Annotated in this window: 12 protein-coding genes and 2 pseudogenes; 11 read left to right on the top strand and 3 right to left on the bottom strand. The window is 69.4% G+C overall.

The genetic code is table 11. The features are described from left to right. Positions 1-419 precede the first annotated feature (419 nt). Positions 420-1,946: an FG-GAP-like repeat-containing protein gene (locus tag ACFP1Z_RS31035; protein ID WP_390321056.1), complete on the top strand. Its 1,527-nt coding sequence runs from the start codon at positions 420-422 to the stop codon at positions 1,944-1,946. Between the two features lie 205 nt (positions 1,947-2,151). On the opposite strand, the pseudogene ACFP1Z_RS31030 reads toward ACFP1Z_RS31035, so the two are convergent. Next, positions 2,152-3,571, bottom strand: a pseudogene (locus ACFP1Z_RS31030) (transposase). A 213-nt stretch (positions 3,572-3,784) separates the two neighbouring features. Here ACFP1Z_RS31030 and ACFP1Z_RS31025 point away from each other — a divergent pair. From ACFP1Z_RS31025 to ACFP1Z_RS30980, 10 genes and pseudogenes are all read left to right on the top strand, one after another. Then, a complete protein-coding gene (locus ACFP1Z_RS31025) occupies positions 3,785-4,738 on the top strand; it encodes a TauD/TfdA dioxygenase family protein (protein WP_390321055.1) in 954 nt (317 codons plus the stop codon). A gap of 193 nt (positions 4,739-4,931) precedes the next feature. After that, a pseudogene (locus ACFP1Z_RS31020) lies at positions 4,932-5,201 on the top strand (transposase); the annotation flags it as partial. A gap of 793 nt (positions 5,202-5,994) precedes the next feature. Next, complete coding sequence (locus tag ACFP1Z_RS31015) at positions 5,995-7,008, top strand: DMT family transporter (RefSeq protein ID WP_390321054.1); 1,014 nt, start codon at positions 5,995-5,997, stop codon at positions 7,006-7,008. A 250-nt stretch (positions 7,009-7,258) separates the two neighbouring features. Beyond that, positions 7,259-8,365: an iron-containing redox enzyme family protein gene (locus tag ACFP1Z_RS31010; protein ID WP_390321053.1), complete on the top strand. Its 1,107-nt coding sequence runs from the start codon at positions 7,259-7,261 to the stop codon at positions 8,363-8,365. Between the two features lie 18 nt (positions 8,366-8,383). After that, positions 8,384-9,085 carry a 2OG-Fe dioxygenase family protein gene (locus ACFP1Z_RS31005; RefSeq protein WP_390321052.1) on the top strand — a complete coding sequence of 234 codons (702 nt, stop codon included), beginning with the start codon at positions 8,384-8,386 and terminating at the stop codon, positions 9,083-9,085. A gap of 20 nt (positions 9,086-9,105) precedes the next feature. Beyond that, entirely contained in the window at positions 9,106-10,038 is a 933-nt protein-coding gene (gene dapF / locus ACFP1Z_RS31000; RefSeq protein ID WP_390321051.1) for a diaminopimelate epimerase, read from the top strand. Next, entirely contained in the window at positions 10,035-12,122 is a 2,088-nt protein-coding gene (locus ACFP1Z_RS30995) for a molybdopterin-containing oxidoreductase family protein (protein WP_390321050.1), read from the top strand. The genes dapF (ACFP1Z_RS31000) and ACFP1Z_RS30995 overlap by 4 nt, the downstream gene beginning before the upstream one ends. Then, positions 12,119-13,108 (top strand): aldo/keto reductase family protein, encoded by a 990-nt coding sequence (locus tag ACFP1Z_RS30990; RefSeq protein ID WP_390321049.1) that lies wholly within the window; start codon positions 12,119-12,121, stop codon positions 13,106-13,108. Before ACFP1Z_RS30995 ends, ACFP1Z_RS30990 begins: the two co-directional genes overlap by 4 nt. Positions 13,109-13,161: 53 nt before the next feature. Next, positions 13,162-14,289 carry an aminotransferase class I/II-fold pyridoxal phosphate-dependent enzyme gene (locus ACFP1Z_RS30985; RefSeq protein WP_390321048.1) on the top strand — a complete coding sequence of 376 codons (1,128 nt, stop codon included), beginning with the start codon at positions 13,162-13,164 and terminating at the stop codon, positions 14,287-14,289. Beyond that, positions 14,286-15,218, top strand: coding sequence for an ornithine cyclodeaminase family protein (locus ACFP1Z_RS30980; RefSeq protein WP_390321047.1), 933 nt, complete (start codon positions 14,286-14,288; stop codon positions 15,216-15,218). The genes ACFP1Z_RS30985 and ACFP1Z_RS30980 overlap by 4 nt, the downstream gene beginning before the upstream one ends. Before the next feature lie 193 nt (positions 15,219-15,411). Here the strand turns inward: ACFP1Z_RS30980 and dapF (ACFP1Z_RS30975) are convergent, their stop codons facing one another. Further along, a complete protein-coding gene (gene dapF, locus ACFP1Z_RS30975; RefSeq protein ID WP_390321046.1) occupies positions 15,412-16,311 on the bottom strand; it encodes a diaminopimelate epimerase in 900 nt (299 codons plus the stop codon). Positions 16,312-16,549: 238 nt separating this feature from the next. Next, positions 16,550-18,547, bottom strand: a complete 1,998-nt coding sequence (locus ACFP1Z_RS30970; RefSeq protein ID WP_390321045.1) for an FUSC family protein — start codon at positions 18,545-18,547, stop codon at positions 16,550-16,552. Between the last annotated feature and the right edge of the window lie 166 nt (positions 18,548-18,713).

Below are 18,713 nucleotides of genomic sequence, written 5' to 3'. Positions count from 1 at the left end.
GCCAAACCGTTCACTTGGACCGCAACCGCCGAAGAGATCCTGGCGAAGGTCCGCCTCGTCCAGACCAACGTCAAGAAACTCGTTGCAAACAACTCAAAGTGATACGAACAGGATCACGAGACACTAGCGCCCGATGAGGACCTGGTGGCGGCCCCCTCACCACCCCAGTCCTCTTCCTTCGCCCGACAACGTCCTTCGCGACGGGACCGGTGGATATGTCTGTGACAATGTGTGGGCCCTGTGACGTGTGTTGTTACAGGGCCCGGACGGCTGCCGCAGCCCGGCAGCCCTGACACACAACCATGGACATGATTCTGAAACGGCATCGTCAAGCAAGAGCAGTAAGAGGGTTCTTCGCCCCGGCATCGGCTCTGGCACTGATGACGAGTTTGCTGGTGGCTGGTAGTGCCACTTTCGAGGTGACCGAAGCACACGCCGCGGGCCTTCCCGCGGGCGGTGAGCAGAGCTGGAAGGTGCCGCGGCTCGCGGTGATGCCCCTGGGCGATTCCATAACTTTGGGGGCCGGCAGTTCGACCGGTGACGGCTACCGGGTCGGACTCCGTGACCAACTGCGGTCACACGCGGACGACCTGCTGTTCGTGGGTTCCCTCCGGACCAACGGTGAGAACCACGAGGGACATTCGGGCTGGCAGATCGGCGGCCTGTCCGACAACATCGAGGGCTGGCTCGCCACCACCAACCCGAACGCCGTGCTGCTGAACATCGGCACCAACGACATGGCCCGCAACAACGATGTCGAAGAGGCCCCTCGCCGGCTCGGCTATCTGATCGACCAGATCACCTCCGCTTCCCCGGACGTCACGGTCCTGGTCTCCTCGCTCGTTCCCACGCGGGATCCTGAGGGGCAGAAGCGGGTGGAACAATTCAACAAGGAAGTCCCGAAGGTCGTGGCCGCACGGCGTTCCCAGGGCGCGCATGTCGAATTCGTGGACATGGGTGACGTCACCGCTGAGGACCTGAAGGACCGGCTGCATCCCAATGACGCCGGCTACGTCAAGATGGCGAACGCCTTCCAGCGGGGACTCGCCCGAGCCGCCACGAGCGGCTGGATCCGCGAGCACGCGGAAGCCAAGCCTGCCCCACCCCGTACGGTGCCCCTCGGCGACTACCGGGTCGATATCAATGGCGACGGCAAGGCCGACTACCTCGTCGTGGAAGGCGACGGTTCCGTCCGCGCCGTCGTCAACAACGGTGGCGACGGCCACGGCGGCTGGACCAACTACGGCCGCATCGCCTCGGGTAGGGGCGTGGGGGCCGCCAGGGTTCGACTGGCCGACATCGATGGTGACGGCAAGGCCGACTATCTCATGCTCGGTGAGAACGGCTCCGTCCGTGCCTTTGTGAACAATGGTGGTGACGGGCGTGGTGGTTGGAAGGACTACGGTCAGATAGCCACCGGCTCCGGCACCGGGGCCACGCCCGAGAAGATCCGTTTCGCCGACATCAACGGTGACGGCAAGGCCGACTATCTTGTGGTCGGCGAGAAGGGTTCCGTCCGTGCCTTTGTGAACAACGGCGGCGACGGGCGGGGTGGTTGGAAGGACTACGGCACCATCGCCACCGGCTCCGGTACCGGAGCCACAGCAAACAATCTCCGTTTCGCCGACATCAACGGTGACGGCAAAGCTGACTATCTTGTGGTCGGCGAGAAGGGTTCCGTCCGTGCCTTTGTGAACAATGGTGGTGACGGGCGTGGTGGTTGGAAGGACTACGGTCAGATAGCCACCGGCTCCGGCACCGGGGCCACGCCCGAGAAGATCCGTTTCGCCGACATCAACGGTGACGGCAAGGCCGACTATCTCGTGGTCGAGGACAACGGTTCCGTCCGTGCCTTCGTCAACAACGGTGGTGACGGGCGTGGTGGTTGGAAGGACTACGGCCGCATCGCGACCGGTGCGGGCCCCGGATACCGCGTCCGTATCTGACGCCGGTCCCGTAGGACGCTCTGCCGCTACGTGATGAGGCAGGCGCAAGGAAGAAAACGTGATGCCCCGCCGGATTCCGGCGGGGCATCACGCACGAGGCATTCAGGAGAACAAGGCCAGATGCGTTTCTTGCTGCCGGGTGCCCCGGTACCGGTGGCGATCTTCCCGTAGTCGGCCCAGCCCCCCCGCCCGTCGCCGCCCTTGGTCAGGTAGGCGTGGACGGAACCGTTGTTGTCCACGACGACATGGTCGGCTTTGCCGTCGCCGTTGAGCTTGTGAATCCGGTGCGACGTGGCTTGGTGCCGACTCGATGGTGGACTGGCCGGCGGTAGGACGACTTGCCGGTGGCCAAGAGGAGGCCGACGTCGAAGCGTTGTGCGGGACGGCGGTTCTTCGAGCCGGGCGGGCGTCCGGGGCCGGGGCGGGAGGGTTTCGGCACTTCGGCTGGCGTTGAGGTCTTGACGCGGAGGTGTCGGAACCCGCGGCGGACCCGGGCCGGGGTGAGTCTGTCCGAAGAGACGGGCCTTTCCCAGGGGCGTCGCAGGTCGACGGTGAGGGGGCGGGCGAGGCGGAGTTGGGTGTAGGCGGCGGTCACGAGCCAGGTCCAGCGGTCCGCGGCCTCGGGATCGCGCAGTTTCGGTGGGGTCCAGCCGAGGGTCTGCTTGATCATTCTGAAGAAGTGTTCGATGTCGAACCTGCGCAGGAACGCCTGCCAGGCCAGGTCGATCCCGGCGGGGGCGGCGGTGGGCCGTGACCACCACAGCCACAGGGGCTTGGGGTCGCCGCCGCTGGGCAGGTGGTAGGCCTGGAGGCGGATGACGGTGCCCTCGATGACGGGGAGTTTGCCGGGGTGGTCCCGCCATGCGGAGCGTTGCTGCAGTTCGGGGTGGAGCCGGTCCCACCCCCGGATGTGGGCGGTGCCGTAGCGGGTGGTGACGGCCTTCGTCTCCGCATCGGGATCACCCCGGGTCCTGGTGTCCTTGAAGATGAATTCGCTGCCGTGCCGGGGCGGGTGGCCGCCGCGAGGGTGGGCCTTGTAGTACTCCTCGCGGGTGGGTGCCGGACGGCGCATGACCCGGTCCGGGCGCAGGCGCCCGAGGAGTTCGACGGGCTGGTCGCGCAGGAGGTAGGTCAGGCGCATCACGTCATAGCCGGCGTCGAGCACGACCCGGATGAGCGGGTCGCCTTCGTTCCAATGGCCTGCCGCGATCAGGCGCTTGACCAGGTCCCGCACCTGGACAGCGGTGACGGCGGCGAGGTCGTCGCCCGGCCGCAGACGGATCGCGTCCAGCGGCGCGGTCCACGAGGAGCAGCCTGTCCACTGCCAGGACGACCCGGCCGTCCACGGCTCTGGGCAGCGGACGGCTGGCCAAGGCGTGACGCAGGAGATCGACCTCGATCTGCCCGTGGTTGAGGGCGCCGTACAAGGCGCCATGCCCGCGGCGGTGTTCGGGTGCGAGCGCGAGACCGACCAGGGTCCGTACCGGTCCGTCCGTGCACAGCAAGGCGTCGCACAGCTCGAACAGTGCGTCCCCGCGTCCGGGCAGGCAGTCGTAGAGGTCGTCTCGAAAGCGTGAGAGCGTCACGAACGCCCCACACTGGTCCCGCTCTTGCAGCACCCTCATCGATACCCTTCGGTTGATCCCATGCCTCTGTGACGGAGCACAGGATCAGACGAAGGCCACCTTGCTATGCAGCGGTTATCGCTATGAGCGACCAAGTTCGAAGGGAAAATCGACCAGGGACGATAGACCACAAGTTCAGTTGGGCATGCTGTCGTGTGCAGGGGACGGCATGGAAGCACCCTGAGGGAATCGGACGACGACACTGGGGCGGTAGTGGCCGAAGAAGCTGCTCATGCTGCCGGCTTCGAGGTGAAACCGGTTGCCGCGCATATCGGAGCAGAGATCACTGGCGTCGATCTGGCCGATGACCTTGATGATGCTGTGATCTCGGCCATCAGGACGGCACTGCTGCGGTGGAAGGTGGTCTTCTTCCGAGGGCAGCGACTGGACCACGCCGGGCATGTGGCATTCGCCCGGCGGTTCGGCAAGCTGGTCGTCCTGCCGCGACGAGGCAGCGCGTCCCCGCCGGACGTACCCGAGATCGAGACGACGGTCGACCGGCTGGGATTGCCCGGACGATACGGTATGGAGAGCGCGGAGTGGCTCCACCGGCGTAACCACACACTGCTGCGACGCTGGCATTCCGACCGGAGCAACCACGTTGACCCGCCGGCCGCGACGATCTTGCGGGCCGAGGCCGTGCCGCCATACGGCGGTGACACCACCTGGTCGAACCTTGCGGCGGCCTACGCAGGGTTGTCAGCACCCGTACGTGCTTTCGTGGACGGACTACGGGCCGAACATCGGCTCGGTGTCGGCTACCAGCCGCGGCCCGGCGATGACGCGTACGTCCAGTACCTGCTCAGTCATCAGGTCGCCGCAGTGCACCCGTTGGTACGTGTCCTTCCTGACACCAAGGAACGCGTGCTGTTCGTCAACGGTTACTACGTCGAGCAGATCATGGGGCTCTCGCGCTGGGAGAGCCGGATGGTTCTGGACATGCTGCTGGAGCAGGCGGTCCGCCCTGAGTACACAGTCCGCTTCCGCTGGGAGCCGGGCAGTGTTGCCTTCTGGGACAACCGGGCCACTATTCATGTGGCCCCCGGTGACACCGCGCACCTCGACTTCCCGCGGATCATGCACCGGGTGTTGATCGCTGGAGACGTGCCGACCGGTGTGGACGGCACACCGTCGGAGTCACTTGCCGACAGCGAGCCGGGACGCTGATGAGGCAGCGGGTGACGGCGTGCCGGTCAACGGCTGCGGATGAGGCTTCAGGGCCGGGTGGTGCGACAGATGGGGTGGGATGGAGCTCGTGCCTGTCTCATCCCAACATGCCCGGCGTGCCGGCGGGAGCCGTGCTCCCACCCCCATGTCCGCGCTTCTGGACGCCGACGTCGGCCAGCGGTACGCCCGGGTCATGGCCGAGCGTCGTCCGTATCCGAGTGATCTGTCCGATGCCCGCTGGGAGTTGATCGAACCAGTCCTGGCGGCCTGGCGCTTCCAGCGCCGTGGCCGGGCCCTGGACATCGGGCGCCCGCCCGAGCACGACCTGCGCGAGATCATGGACGCGATCTTGTATGTGGACCGGATCGGGGTGCAGTGGCGCTGCCTGCCGCACGACTTCCCGCCGTGGGAGACGGTCTACGGCTCCTCCGCGAAGTGGCAGAAGGACGGCGTGTTCGCCCAGCCGCCGGCACCCGGTTGCTCGGCCAGGTGGCCGCTGACCACCCCACGATCCGCAAAGCCTGGGTCGACGGCGGCTACCGCAAGCACTCATGATCCACCTCGCGATGACCGACCTCATGACCCGCCGCCTCACCGGCGAGAACACCATCTCCTGGCGCGACCCCGCAAAGCCCCACCAACCGCAAATCTCAGGATGAAACACCGGGAGAAAACGACCTCTCAGTGACGTGGGGAGATCAGGGAGCGCCTATGGGTCCGCCGGCTGTCAGGTCGGCGGACCCTGGGGATATTGCTCGTATCGGCTTGTGTCGGCTGGTCCAGGCAGCGGCTGTCGCTGGTGAGGATCAGCCGAGGGGGGTGCCCGTGGCAGCGCGCCGTCAACGCTCTGTGTCCCTTGCGCACTTGAGCGAGCGGTAGAGGACCCGTCGCCGCTCTCACGAGTTGGCGCCAGCGCTTGGTGCCGGAGGCTGGACGGACGGGCTGCGGCGCGCGTGGCGCCGGATGCCGGCCCTGGTGGCGGCCTCCCGACGGCGCCGGTGAACCCCTCGCAGCTGGCCGAGTTGGCGGGAGTACGGCGGCCGCCTCCGGCCAGTTCGACCGTATCTGGCCGTATGTGGTGCACCCCGGGACACTTGCATCTCCCGCCGGGTAGGGTGCCGGCATGTACCTGCTGATGACGCCTCCGCCGCCCGCCGCCTGAGGCGGGCAGTCGCACAGCCATGCCGGGACGCCGGGGTGGCTGCGTGGGTTGCCCACGAAGACTTCGTGCCGGCAATCGACCGAGGAGACTTCCTTTGCAGTCCTCTTCTGCCCTGCCCGTGTGGCGGGGCGCCCTGTACGTCGCGATCGCGGCCACGGCCTGGGGCACCGGCGGTGCCGTGGCCACCGAAATGTACGACGTCGGCGGGATCGGTCCCGTCGCCGTTTCCTTCTGGCGGTTCCTGACCGGATTCGGGCTGCTCCTGGCGGCCCACTCCGTCTGGCGGGCCAGGCGGCCCGGGACGGTGTCCTCGCTGCGCGCGATGTTCGCGGCGAACCCCCGACGGGCCCTGATCACGGGCTTGGGGATGGCGGTGGCCCAGTCCGCCTACTTCGCCTCCGTGCAGCAGGCCGGACTGGCCGTGGGCACAGTGGCGACGCTGGGCGCGGGCCCGGTGCTGGTCGCCGTCGGCGCGCGGTTGACCCTGGGCGAGCGCACCGGCGCCGTCGGAATTGCCGGGGTGGTGTGCGGTGTTGCCGGTCTGGCGCTGCTGACGGGGGGAGCCGACGGGAGCGGCGGCCCCAATACGTTCCTGGGTATCGGATACGCATTGCTGTCCGCCGCCGGCTACGCGGGTGTGACGCTGCTCGGCCGCTTCGCCGGGCGGGACAACGCCGGTGGCGCCTTCGAGTCCACGCTGCCCGGCTTCGCCGTGGGCATGTTCTGTCTCCTGCCGCTGGCTGTGTGGGAGGGCCTGGTGCCCGACATGGACCGGCCGGCTTGGGCCCTTGGCCTGATCCTCTATCTGGGGGCGGTGCCGACGGCGCTGGCGTACATCTTGCTCTTCATCGGCCTGCGGGTGGTCCGGGCGACCACGGCCTCTGTGGTCGCCCTGGTCGATCCGCTCACTGCGGCGGCCATCGGCGTCCTGCTCTTCGGCGAGCGGCTGGATGCGATCGCCCTCGTCGGCACGGCTCTGCTGCTTTTCGCTGTGCTCTTCCTCGCGGCCCGCGAAGGATCCGGACAACGGCGCTCCCGGAGGAGTCCTGACGCCGACCGGGGCCGCGCCGGGCACGCTCCCCAGCCGTCCACAAGGATCGAGGAATGATCGCGCGGACGCGGTAACGCGCGTTCGGGCGGCGGGTCTTGCGGCCCGCCGCCCGTCGTCCTTTCTCTCGTCGTCCTTTCACAGGGTTCAGGGGATTTACGGGTTTACCGGTGCGTTGATCAACGCTGCGCAAGGTCATTTGTCGCGATCACTCCCCTCCATACAGGGCCTGTCAACCCTTGCATTCTCGCCAACCTCCCGATGTGATATAGCTCCTGGGATGGCAGACAGTTAACGTTTCAATCTGGCCATGCCGCTGGCATGGAGATCCGACATACGACAGGTGGCAGGTGTGAGTGCAGAAACTTACTTACTGGATCAGAGGTCACGTGTGGACGCCTATCCGGTGGTCGAGGAAGTTTCCTCGCTGCTGAACCGTCCGGCAGAAGATGTCGACGCATCAGTGACCATCGCTGAGCGGGCGGCGTTACGGGCGGCCGTGACTGATCTCAACGCACAGTCGGCAGCCGGTGATCCGGCGGCGTTCTACGGTCAGCAACTGTTGCTCTCCCGCATCTACGGGCTCTCCACCCGGCTCCCCGAAGGCCCCACGGCCGAAGGCTCCACGTTTGTCCACGAGGTGCTTCGCCTGCTGGAACAGGCCACCGCGGCCGCCGAGGACGCCGCGCTGGACCCGGGCGTACTCGACGCGGCGCCCACCGAGCCGTCCGCGTATCTGTCCTGGCTGAAGAAGTCCGCGCGTGAACACCGCGTGTACAAGCATCCGTACTACCGGGAATTCATCCACCATCATGCCGGGGTGGACGATCTGCGGAACTACGTGATCCAGGAATCGGTCGTCGACGGGCGATTCGATGATCTTCTCGCCACGATGCAGGTCGGTACCAGTGGCGACGCGAAGATGGAGATCGCCGAGAACTTCTGGGACGAGATGGGGAACGGTGACCGTTCACAGGTGCACACCCATCTGTTCAACCAGATCTTCCGGGTCTTCGACATTCCCGCCCAGGAACTGGAGAGTTCACTCACCGCCAACGCCCTGCTGTCGGGAAACCTCGCCGTGCTCCTGTGCCGGTACCGGAACCTGTATCCGGAGGCGGTCGGATTCCTCGGCATGACCGAATGGCTGGCGCCGGAACGTTTCGTCCACGTCGTGCACGCCTGGGAACGGCTCGGGCTGCCCGAGGTCGGCATCGTGTACCACAAGCTGCACATCACCATCGACTCCCGGCACGCGGCCGGCTGGTTCCACAACGTGGTCGTCCCCGCCGCCACCTCCGAGCGCATGCGGCGCGCGATCGCCCGGGGAGCGCTGTGGCGGCTCAATTCCTCCGCCCGCTACCTCGACGAGCGCATGCCCGATCTCGCCACCCACCGACCGGTCCGACCGATCTGACAGAAAGGGCTCAGTGCCATGGCCATCGGCCCTCAGGGGTTCTCGATCATCGACCTGCCTCCGGCGACACCGGAGACGTTGGACAGCTACGACAACCTCCCGCTCGACCCGTTCATGGGCCACGGCACGCGCTACAAGCGGTTCTCGCAGTACAGGCTGTCGCCGGGGCCCGGAAGCGACCGGGACTGGACCTACGAGAAGCTGCCGCAGCGCGACTACATCACCGCGAAGAGGTACAACAACGTGGCCGGCGGTATACGCCGCCCCTACCAGCCGATCGAGGTCGACTTCACCCCGCTGGTCACCATCGGCGCGGACGGGCTCGGCCTGGACCGCAGCCATGACTGGCAGATCAACATCCATCAGAACCGCAGCAGGGCCGAGAGCGAGCACCGCGCGCCGATCACCCCGGAGGGGGTGCACAGCGACGGACACGAGTTCATCATGATCGCCGTGCTGCGGCGTCACAACGTCGCCGGAGGCGAGACCCGCCTGTGGGTGCCGGACGGCGACGCGCCGATCTGGACGGGCACACTGGCGGCCGGGCAGGCCGTCCTGTTGGACGACAAGGCGATCAAGCACGAAGCCACGGACGTCACTTCCGCCGACGGCCGCCCCGGCCACCGGGACATCGTGATCGTCGCCTACTCCACCTGGGAGAAAGGGTGGTACGGCGAGGAGTACGAAGCGGCGGCCCTTGCCGACCGCCCGCTGAACTGACCCGCTGCGGAAGCCGGTTCATGGGCGACTTCGTGAAGTACCAGGCACTCGGCAACGACTACCTGATCGTCGACCCCTGGCGCGGGGGAGGGGCCCTGGGCACGGAACCCGCCCCCGGGGCCGTACGGCTGCTCTGCGACCGGCACTGCGGAGTCGGCGCCGACGGACTGCTCTTCGGGCCGCTGGAGGCGCCCCGGCCCGGGACCCCCGCACCGCTGCGCATCTTCAACGCGGACGGCAGCGAGTGCGGGATGAGCGGCAACGGCTTGCGCATGTTCGCGCTGTACCTCGGCGAGTACTACGTGCACGAGTGGGGTACGGGGACGCCGTTCACCGTACGCACGCCCGGCGGCGACTCGGAGGTCCGGATCACGGACGTCACCGACGGGCGGGTGCGCGTGGGCATGGGCCGGGCGCGCTTCACCACCGGCACGGACACGGGCACGGACGTCGGAGGGGCGGCAATCACCGTCGTCCCGCTGGCAGGCGCCGGACCGGACGACGAGATCACCGTCACCGATCTGCGCCTCGGCGTTCCCCACACCGTCGTTCTCACGGATGCGATCGACGGTGAGCTGGTGCAGCGCCTGGGCCCCGCGCTGGCCCGGCACTCCCGCCACCCCGAGGGCACCAACGTGGAGTTCGTGCGGGTCCGTGACGACCGCACGCTGGATATCGCGCTCTGGGAGCGGGCCGCCGGCCCCGTGTCCGCCTCGGGCAGCGGCGCGTGCGCAGCGGCCGCCGTGGCCCGCGCACGCGGCCTCGTCGGCCCCGACGTGACGGTCCGCATGCCCGGCGGCGAGGTCGACGTGAGCGTGGCGCCGGACGGCCGGATCAACTCGACCGGCACCGCGCAGGAAGTGATGGCAGGAGTGCTCTCACAGTCACTGCTCAAGCAACTGGCCCAGCACGGCACGACACTTGAGGAGCCGTCGGGAAGGAGGGGCCCATGAACGTCACACAGGTCCCCGGGGCGTGCCCGCTGGACTGCGCGGACGCCTGTAGCTGGCAGGTCACGGTCCGGGACGGCGAAGCCGTCGCGCTGCGCGGCACCCCGGACCACCCCTACACCCGGGGCACCCTGTGCGTGAAGGTCAACCAGTACCTGGAGCACACCCGCGCCCCCGACCGGCTGCTCCACCCCCTGCGGCGCGTCGGCCCCAAGGGGGAGGGCCGCTTCGAGCGCATCAGCTGGGACAGCGCCCTCGACGAGATCGCCCAGCGGCTGAAGCAGACGATCGAACGCCACGGCGGCGAAGCGATCTGGCCGTACCAGGGCACCGGCACCCTCGGCTTCCTCCAGGGGCTCCAGGGCCGCGCCGGCAGCCGGCTGTGGAACGTCCTGGGCGCCTCGCGCCACGACATGACGATCTGCTCCATCGCCGGTCTCGCCGGCCTCCGGTACACCCTCGGCGTCAGCACGGGGATCGACCCGGAGAGCCTGGCGCACTCCCGGCTGGTCCTGCTGTGGGGGAGCAACCCCCTCACCAGCCGCCATCACTTGTGGAAGGTGATCCAACGCGCGCGCGGCAACGGCGCGCACGTCGTCGTCATCGACCCGGTCCGCAGCCGCTCGGCGGCCCAGGCCGACGAACACCTCGCGCCCCTCCCGGGTACGGACGCCGCGCTCGCCCTGGGCCTGCTGCACGTCGTGCTCCAAGAAGGCGCCGAGGACCGGGAGTACCTGGCCGCCCGGACCGTGGGATGGGAGGCGTTCCGGCAGCGGGTGCTGGAGTTCGGCCCCGAGCGCACGGCGCGGGAGACCGGTGTGACCGAGGAGGAGATCGTCCGACTCGGCCGGCGCATCGCCCGCAGCAGGCCCACCGCCCTGGGGGTGTCACAGGGCATCCAGCGCCACGCCGGCGGCGGCGCCGCCCTGCGGACCCTCGCCTGCCTGCCCGCCGTCACCGGGGACTGGCAGCGGCCCGGCGGCGGACTGCTCTACTCGACCGACGGCTACTTCGGCGCGAACCGCGACGCCCTCTGCCGGGACGACCTGCTGCGCAGCCCCGTGCGCACCCTGTCCATGACGCGGCTGGCCGAAGGACTGCTGGAGACGGACGACCCGCCCGTCGAAGCACTGGTCGTCTACGGCGCCAACCCGCTGGCCAGTTCCCCCGACCAGAACCGGATCCGCCGCGGCCTCGCCCGCGAGGACCTCTTCACCGTGGTCATGGACCACTTCCAGACCGACACCGCCGACTACGCCGACATCCTGCTCCCCGCCACCATGCAGACCGAGCACCTGGACGTGCACGACGGCTACGGCCACCTGTACGTCCACTGGAACGAACCGGTCGCCGCTCCGCCGGGGGAGTGCCTGTCCACCACCGAGACCTTCCGACGCCTGGCCCGCGCCATGGAGCTGACGGAACCCGCGCTCTACGCCAGCGACGAAGAACTGGCGAGCGACCTCCTCGACTCCCCGCACCCGTCCATGGCCGGTATCACCCTCGACACGCTGCGCACCAAGGGATGGGCCCGGCTCGCCTACCCGGACCCCTTCGTGCCCTTCGCGAACGGATTCCCCACCCCTTCGGGGAAGCTGGAGTTCGTCTCCCAGACCGCCCGGGCGGACGGCCACGACGCCGTGGCCGGCTACGTGCCGGCGAGCGAGACCGACGACGCCGAACGGGCCCGGTCCCTGCCCTTCGTCCTCCTCTCCGTCGCGAACCACTTCTTCCTGAACACCGTCTTCGGGAACAAACCCGAACTGCGCCGCCGAGCCGGCCCACCGTACGTGGTAGTGCACCCGCAGGACGCCGCGGCGAGCGGCATCGCAGCCGGCGACCGCGTGCGGATCAGCAACGAACGAGGCGCCTTCGAAGCCCTGGCCAGGATCGACGACGTGGTACGCCCGGGAGTCGCCATGACGACGAAGGGCCACTGGCTCAAGTTCACCGGCGGCTCCGGCCCCAACGCCACCGTCGACGAACGGGACGCCGACATGGGCGGCGGAGCCGTCTTCCACGACAACCGCGTACGGATCACGCCCCTCGCCCCGAGCGAGGACGACAGCAGTGAGGACGGCGGATGAAGTTCCGACGACTGGGCCGCAGCGGGCTCCAGGTCAGCGAGATCGCCTACGGCAACTGGGTCACACACGGCGCCCAGATCGACGACGGCCGGGCCATGGAATGCGTACACGCGGCCTTGGACGCCGGCATCACCACCTTCGACACGGCCGACATGTACGCGGACACGGCCGCCGAGACCGTGCTCGGCAAGGCGCTGCAGGGCGAGCGCCGCGAGTCCCTGGTGATCTCGACCAAGGTGTTCTTCCCGACCGGCCCCGGACCGAACGACGGCGGCCTGTCCCGCAAGCACATCACCGAGGCCGTCAACGGCTCACTGACCAGACTCAGGACCGACTACATCGACCTGTACCAGACCCACCGCTTCGACGAACGCACTCCGCTGGAGGAGACGCTCAGGACTTTCGACGACCTCGTGCGGCAGGGCAAGGTCCTCTACATCGGCGTCTCGGAATGGACCGCCGACCAGATCGCCCGGGCCGTGAAGCTCACCGGCCGACTCGGCCTGGAACGCCTCGTCTCCAACCAGCCCCAGTACTCGATGCTCTGGCGCGTCATCGAACCGGAGATCGTGCCCCTGTGCGAACGGGAAGGGATCGGCCAGATCGTCTGGTCGCCCCTCGCCCAAGGCGTGCTCACCGGCAAGTACCTGCCCGGACAGCCGCCGCCCGCAGGATCGCGCGCCACGGACGAGGCGGGTGCCCGCTGGGTGAAGGACTTCCTGCGCGACGAGCTGCTGGAGCGGGTGCAGCAACTGGCCCCCATCGCCCGGGAACTGGACCTGACCCCGGCCCAACTCGCCGTCGCCTGGACGCTCCAGAACCCGAGCGTCGCCGCGGCCATCGTGGGCGCCTCCCGGCCGGAGCAGATCCGGGACAGCGCCAAGGCGGCGGGCGTCCGCATCGACCCGACAGTGATGCAGCGCATCGACACCGTCCTCGGCCCGGTCGTCGAACGCGATCCCGCCAAGGTGGACAGCGCCGAATAGAGCCCACAGCCCACCCTTCCCGCCTCCATCCTGCCGAGTACCCGGAGACGCCCATGACGTTCATCCCGTTCGAGCTGCTGGAGTGGCAGCAGAAGCAGGGAGACACCACCACCTACAGCCTGGCCGACAGCGGCTGCCGGCCGATCCGGCTGCGCGAACTGGTCGACGACGAACAGGCGTTGAGGCGACTCCTGGACAGCGAGCTGAGCTACCCGCCGACATGCGGAACGGACCACCTGCGCGCGCAGATCGCCCACTGGCACGCCGGGAGCACCGACCACACATCGCAAGTCATCGTCACCGTCGGGGCGACCGAGGCCAACACGGTCGCTGTCGACACTCTCATCCGCCCCGGGGACCACATCGTGACGGTCTCACCCGGCTACCGCCAGATCTGGGGCGCGGCCCAGAACCGGGGCGCCGACGTCGACGACGTCCCCCTGCACCCCGAGCACGGCTGGCGACCCGACATCGACGCCCTGGCCCGCGCGGTCCGCCCCGACACCCGGGCCATCGTGCTGACAACCCCCAACAACCCGGCGGGCACCATCCTGACCGAGGACGAGATACGAGCGATCGTCACCGTCGCCGAGCGGGCCGGCGCCTGGATCCTCGCCGACGAGGTCCACCGCGGCACCGAACTCCACACCGACGAGCTCAGCCCCACCTTCTGGGGCCACTACGACCGTGTCGTATGTGTCGGCAGCCTCTCCAAGGCCTTCGGCATGCCCGGACTGCGCCTCGGCTGGCTGATCGCACCACCCGCGCTCCTCCCGCAGCTCCGCCGACGGCACGAGTACGCCACCCTCTCCGCCGCCGGGACGGCCATGGCACTGGCGGAACTGGCGCTCACGCCGCCCACCTGCGCCCGGCTGCTCGACCGCTACCGCGGCTTCCTCCGCGAGAGCTGGACCCAGATGCAGCAGTGGATCGACTCCCACGACCGCCTTCTCTCCGTCGTGCCGCCCCAGGCCACCGCCCTGGCGTTCGTCCGCTACCACCTGGACCTGCCCAGCACCGAAGTCGCCGAGGCCCTCCACGCCCGAGGCAAGGTGCTGGTCGGCGCCGGCGCCCACTTCGGCACCGAGCACCACCTACGGTTCACCTACGGCCTGGAACCGGCCCAGCTGGCGGCGGCCCTGGAGAGAACCTCGCACGTACTGAAGGAACTGAGCGCGTGAACCCCACAAAACTGCCCCTCATCGACGCCGAAGAACTGGCACGCCGCCTGCCCATGCCACAGGCGATCGCCGCACTGGACCGCGCCCTGCGCGCCGGGCTGGACCCCGAGACCGACGTCCCGCGCACCGTCCTCGACGTCCAGGCAGGACAGCTCCTGCTGATGCCCGCCGCGTCGACCTCGTACGTCGGGGTGAAGATCGCCACGGTCGCGCCCGACAACCCCGCCCACGGCCTGCCACGCATCGTCGCCTCCTACCTCCTCATGGACGCGGCCACGCTCTGCCCGACAGCCCTGATCGACGGCTCCGCCCTGACCCTGCTGCGGACGCCCGCCGTCTCCGCCGTGGCCGTGGACCACCTGGCGGCCGCAGACGCCCAACGCCTCGTCGTCTTCGGAGCCGGACCGCAGGCATGGGGCCACGTGGAAGCGGTCAGGGCCGTACGCCCCATCACCTCGGTCGGAGTCGTCGCACGCCGTCCGGAGCAGACGGCCGAACTGGTCGAGCGCTGCCGGTCGGTGGGTCTGTCCGCGGAGGCCGTCCCACCACAGGCCGTGGCGACCGCCGACGTGGTCGCCTGCTGCACGACGGCGCGAACCCCGCTGTTCCCCGCCGAGGCCGTCGCGGACCATACGGTCGTGGTGGCGATGGGAGCGCATGAGCCGACGGCCCGAGAGGTGGACGGCGCCCTCGTCGCCCGCGCCACCGTCGTCGTCGAGGCGCGCACCGCGGCGCTGCGCGAGGCGGGCGACCTCCTGATCCCCCTGCGCTCCGGTGAAGTCGACACAGGGGTGATCGCGGGCAACCTGGCCGAACTCGTACGCGGAGCCGTGACCGTCCCGCCCGGGCGGCCGAAGCTGTTCAAGGGCACGGGCATGGCGTGGCAGGACCTGGTGGTGGCCGCTGCCGCCGTCGACGGGTCCCCGTGAGCGCGCGAAGGTGACCGGGAGCTGAAGGTGTCCCCGATCACCGGGTCACGATGCGGCGCCGCCAGGTGCGAGCGGCCGCGCCCGCGGCCGGGAGCTCCTTCGTTCGTGGCCTCTCTCTGGACCGGTGCTTGAACGGAAAGCCGGGTGAGCGGGCGGATCCGGGGTAAAGCACCGCAGCCGGGCTGGCGGTGCGTCAGGACGCCGGGGAGGCCCCGTCCGGCGCGAGCCACGCGGCATCCAGCACGCCCTCGGCGACGATCACCGCGGGCCCGGTCATCTCCACTGTGCCGTCGGGACGTTCACCGATCACCAGACGGCCGCCGGGAACATCCACGGTGTAGGTCACGGGCAGGCCGGTGACGGCCGGGTCGCACCCGTCACGGCGGGCCGCCGCGACCATTACCGCACACGCCCCCGTACCGCACGAACGCGTCTCCCCCGAACCGCGCTCGTGCACCCGCAGCGCCACATGACGCGGCCCCCGGTCCACGACGAACTCGACGTTGGCGCCCTCCGGATAGGCAGCAGCCGGGACAACGGCAGGAGCGGTGAGCAGGCTGCCGGCATCCGCCAGGTCGTCGACGAAACAGACCGCATGCGGATTGCCCATGTCCACATGGACAGCGGGCCAGTGACGCCCGCTCACGCAGACGCTCACCTCGCCACCGGGCAGCAGCGCCCGGCCCATGTCCACCGTGATCCCCCCGGCTCCCCCGGGACCGTCCTCGGCCATGTGCACCCTGCGGATACCCGCGCGCGTGGCCACCGCGAGATCCCCGGCACCGGCCAGGCCGGCGCGCTGCAGGTAACGGGCGAAAACACGGACGCCGTTGCCGCACATCTCGGCAACACTGCCGTCACCGTTGCGGTAGTCCATGAACCACTCGGCCCCGCCCGCCATCGCACACCCCTCGGGATGAGCGGCGGAGCGCACCACGCGCAGCACGCCGTCGGCGCCGATACCCGCACGCCGGTCGCACAGCCGGGCCACGGCCGCCGGGGACAGCTCCAGCCGCCCCTCGTGGTCGGGGACGATCACGAAGTCGTTCTCGATACCGTGACCCTTGAGGAATCCGATCTGCGCACTGCTCATGCCTCGATGGTACGGGCCCACGTAGGGCAAGGCCTCCCGCCCGGGTTGCTCGCCCGCGCGACCCCCGCGACAGAGCCGCTCCGCGCCCCACAGCGACTCGCCGTCTCCTTCCCGGACGGGGCCGATCCCGGTCCGACCCCCAGCCCGGGGCCGCCGTACGGACGAGACGCAGCAGTACGGTGTTCCACGGCCGGGAACTCTCAAGTGACGTCGAGGGGGCGGCGGTTCACCCATCGCCTCACGATGGCCCCGTCGAGAGCTCGCGGGCCACCAGAGTGCGCAGCTCGACGACGGCGGAGGCGATGCGGGCCGCTGTCTCCGCCCGCTCAGTGGCTTCTGGTCCTTGTGACGTGGCCGCGTGGGTCACTTGTCGACAGGCTGCATCGAGCCGTTCGCCGTTGAACAGGCCCAACCGGCCGGTCGGGGCCAGGCTCAGGGCGGTGTGCAGAGCAGTACCGAGGGTGGCCGCCTCCTCGGTGCCGGGCTCTTCCGGGCCGGGCAGCCGAGCTTCGAGTGTGTCGACCTGGTGGGCGATGTGGTGTGTGCATGCCACGATCTCGGTGACCGTCCTGGGGGTCCAGTGTCCGTGTCGGGCGGGTTCGTCAGCGATGTACGACGCGGCGGACTCCAGGAGCACGAACGCGGCAAGGACCTCCAGTCGCGCCTTGGCCAGAGCGGCCCGGTCCAGGGTGCCCGGGTTGGCCCAGGCCCGGCACAGCAAGGCCAGTTGGGTCTGCTGGGCGGCTGTCCACCGGGCGAGGAGACGGGGGTAGACGTCCCGGTGCCAAGTGGGCCAGAGCAGGTAGGAAAGCATGGCGATCCCGCAGCCGACGACCGTGGCGACCGCCCGGCTCCACGCCGCCTCCGGCTCCGCATACCCCAGGGCAGTGATCGCGAGAACGACGAACGCGGTAATCCACAGGCTCATCAGCGCAGTGCCGCTTGCGCGGGTCAGGAAGGCGGATACGGCACAGACTTCCATGACCGCCAGAGCGGCCTCGGGGCCCGGGGCCGCCAGAAGGTACAGGCCGCTGGCCCCCAGAGCACCCACCACTGCCCCCAGGCCGCGGGCCCAGCCTTGTTGAAGCGTGGTGGCGAACTGCGGGCGCAGTACCAGCACCGTGGTCAGCGACACCCAGAAGCCGTGGTCCAGGATGCCGTGACCGCCCCAGTTGCCGGCCCAGCGGCCGGTGAGCTCGGCGAGGGTGAGAGCAGCAGCGAGGCGCAGGGCGTGCCGGAGGACGGGTGAGTACCGGCCCAGTTCCCACTGCAGCAGTGCACGGACCGGCGGGCGCCCGAGCGCGGCTGCCATGTCGGGGAGGGCTCTCTGCCCCGCCTGGGGCTGGGTGAGGCGGGCAGCGACACGGAAACTGCCCGCTGTGCTGCCGACGGCCGCCAGCGGCGGGTTGCGCTCGGCCTCGGCCTCAAGGATCCGGGGGATGAACTCGGGGAGTTCGTAGGGCTGGTCGTACTCGACAGCGTGGCCGATGGCCCGTAGCCCGTCGTGCACGATACGCAGGACAGCGGCGCGTGCTGCTCCGTCACCGGTCGGTGGTGCCTGGGCGATGGAGCCCAGATCGAAACGGAACTGCTCGGCCTGGGCCAGCAATCCGTACAGCGCCGCCGCCTGTTGTCTGCGCCTGCCCCGCAACACACGCAGCGCACGGTGCGCCTGGTAGAAAGGAGAATCGGACGAGAAGTGGCCCGGATTCCCGACGAGGGCCGAGGCGTGGTCGGCGAGGGCTCCGTACACGGTGCCCAGCGCGGTGCGCTGGGCGGCGAAACGGCCCCGCCACGGGGGCAGCAGCTGGGTGACGACCTGGAGCAGGCCACCGGACAACAGCAGACCGGCCATTTCCAGCCCGACAACCGGCCCGGAGGCCAGGTCACCGACCACCAGGAAACCGATCACCGACGCCGCGGCCACCATCCCGGCAGATGCCCCGCCGGACCAGGCCAGCCCTGCCACGAACCCCACGACAGCCAGCGTGGCCAGATGGAGCGCGTCGTGCGTCCCCACCAGCCCCCCGAGCGCCGCGCAGAAGGCCAAGGACACCGAAACGCCGAGCGCGACGACAGCCGGGTGGTGCAATTTCTCCCCCAGGGTCTGCATGGTGACGATGAACGCCCCGACGGCCAGCAGCACGGCCGCGGCCACGGAGTCGAACAGCAGCCCGGTCATGACAGCGAGCAGGACGCTGACGACCCCGCGCAGCACCGGCCAGGCAGAGGACACTGCCAGCCTGACCCCGAGCCCTTCGCGTACGGTCCGCGCCAGGGCGGATCGCCACCCGGAACGCACCTCACATCGTGTTCCTGACATCGCGCCTCTTCCGGCTCCGCTGGATGCCACGTCGTCTCCGGTCCCGGCCGCTCGTCGGCCCGCGTCATCGCGCCGGGCG

The sequence above is a fragment of the Streptomyces gamaensis genome (genome assembly GCF_042656465.1).
In the GTDB taxonomy this organism is placed as follows: Bacteria; Actinomycetota; Actinomycetes; order Streptomycetales; family Streptomycetaceae; genus Streptomyces; species Streptomyces gamaensis.
Note: the sequence above shows the minus strand (reverse complement) of the source record. Positions and strands in the feature narration are given on the sequence as shown.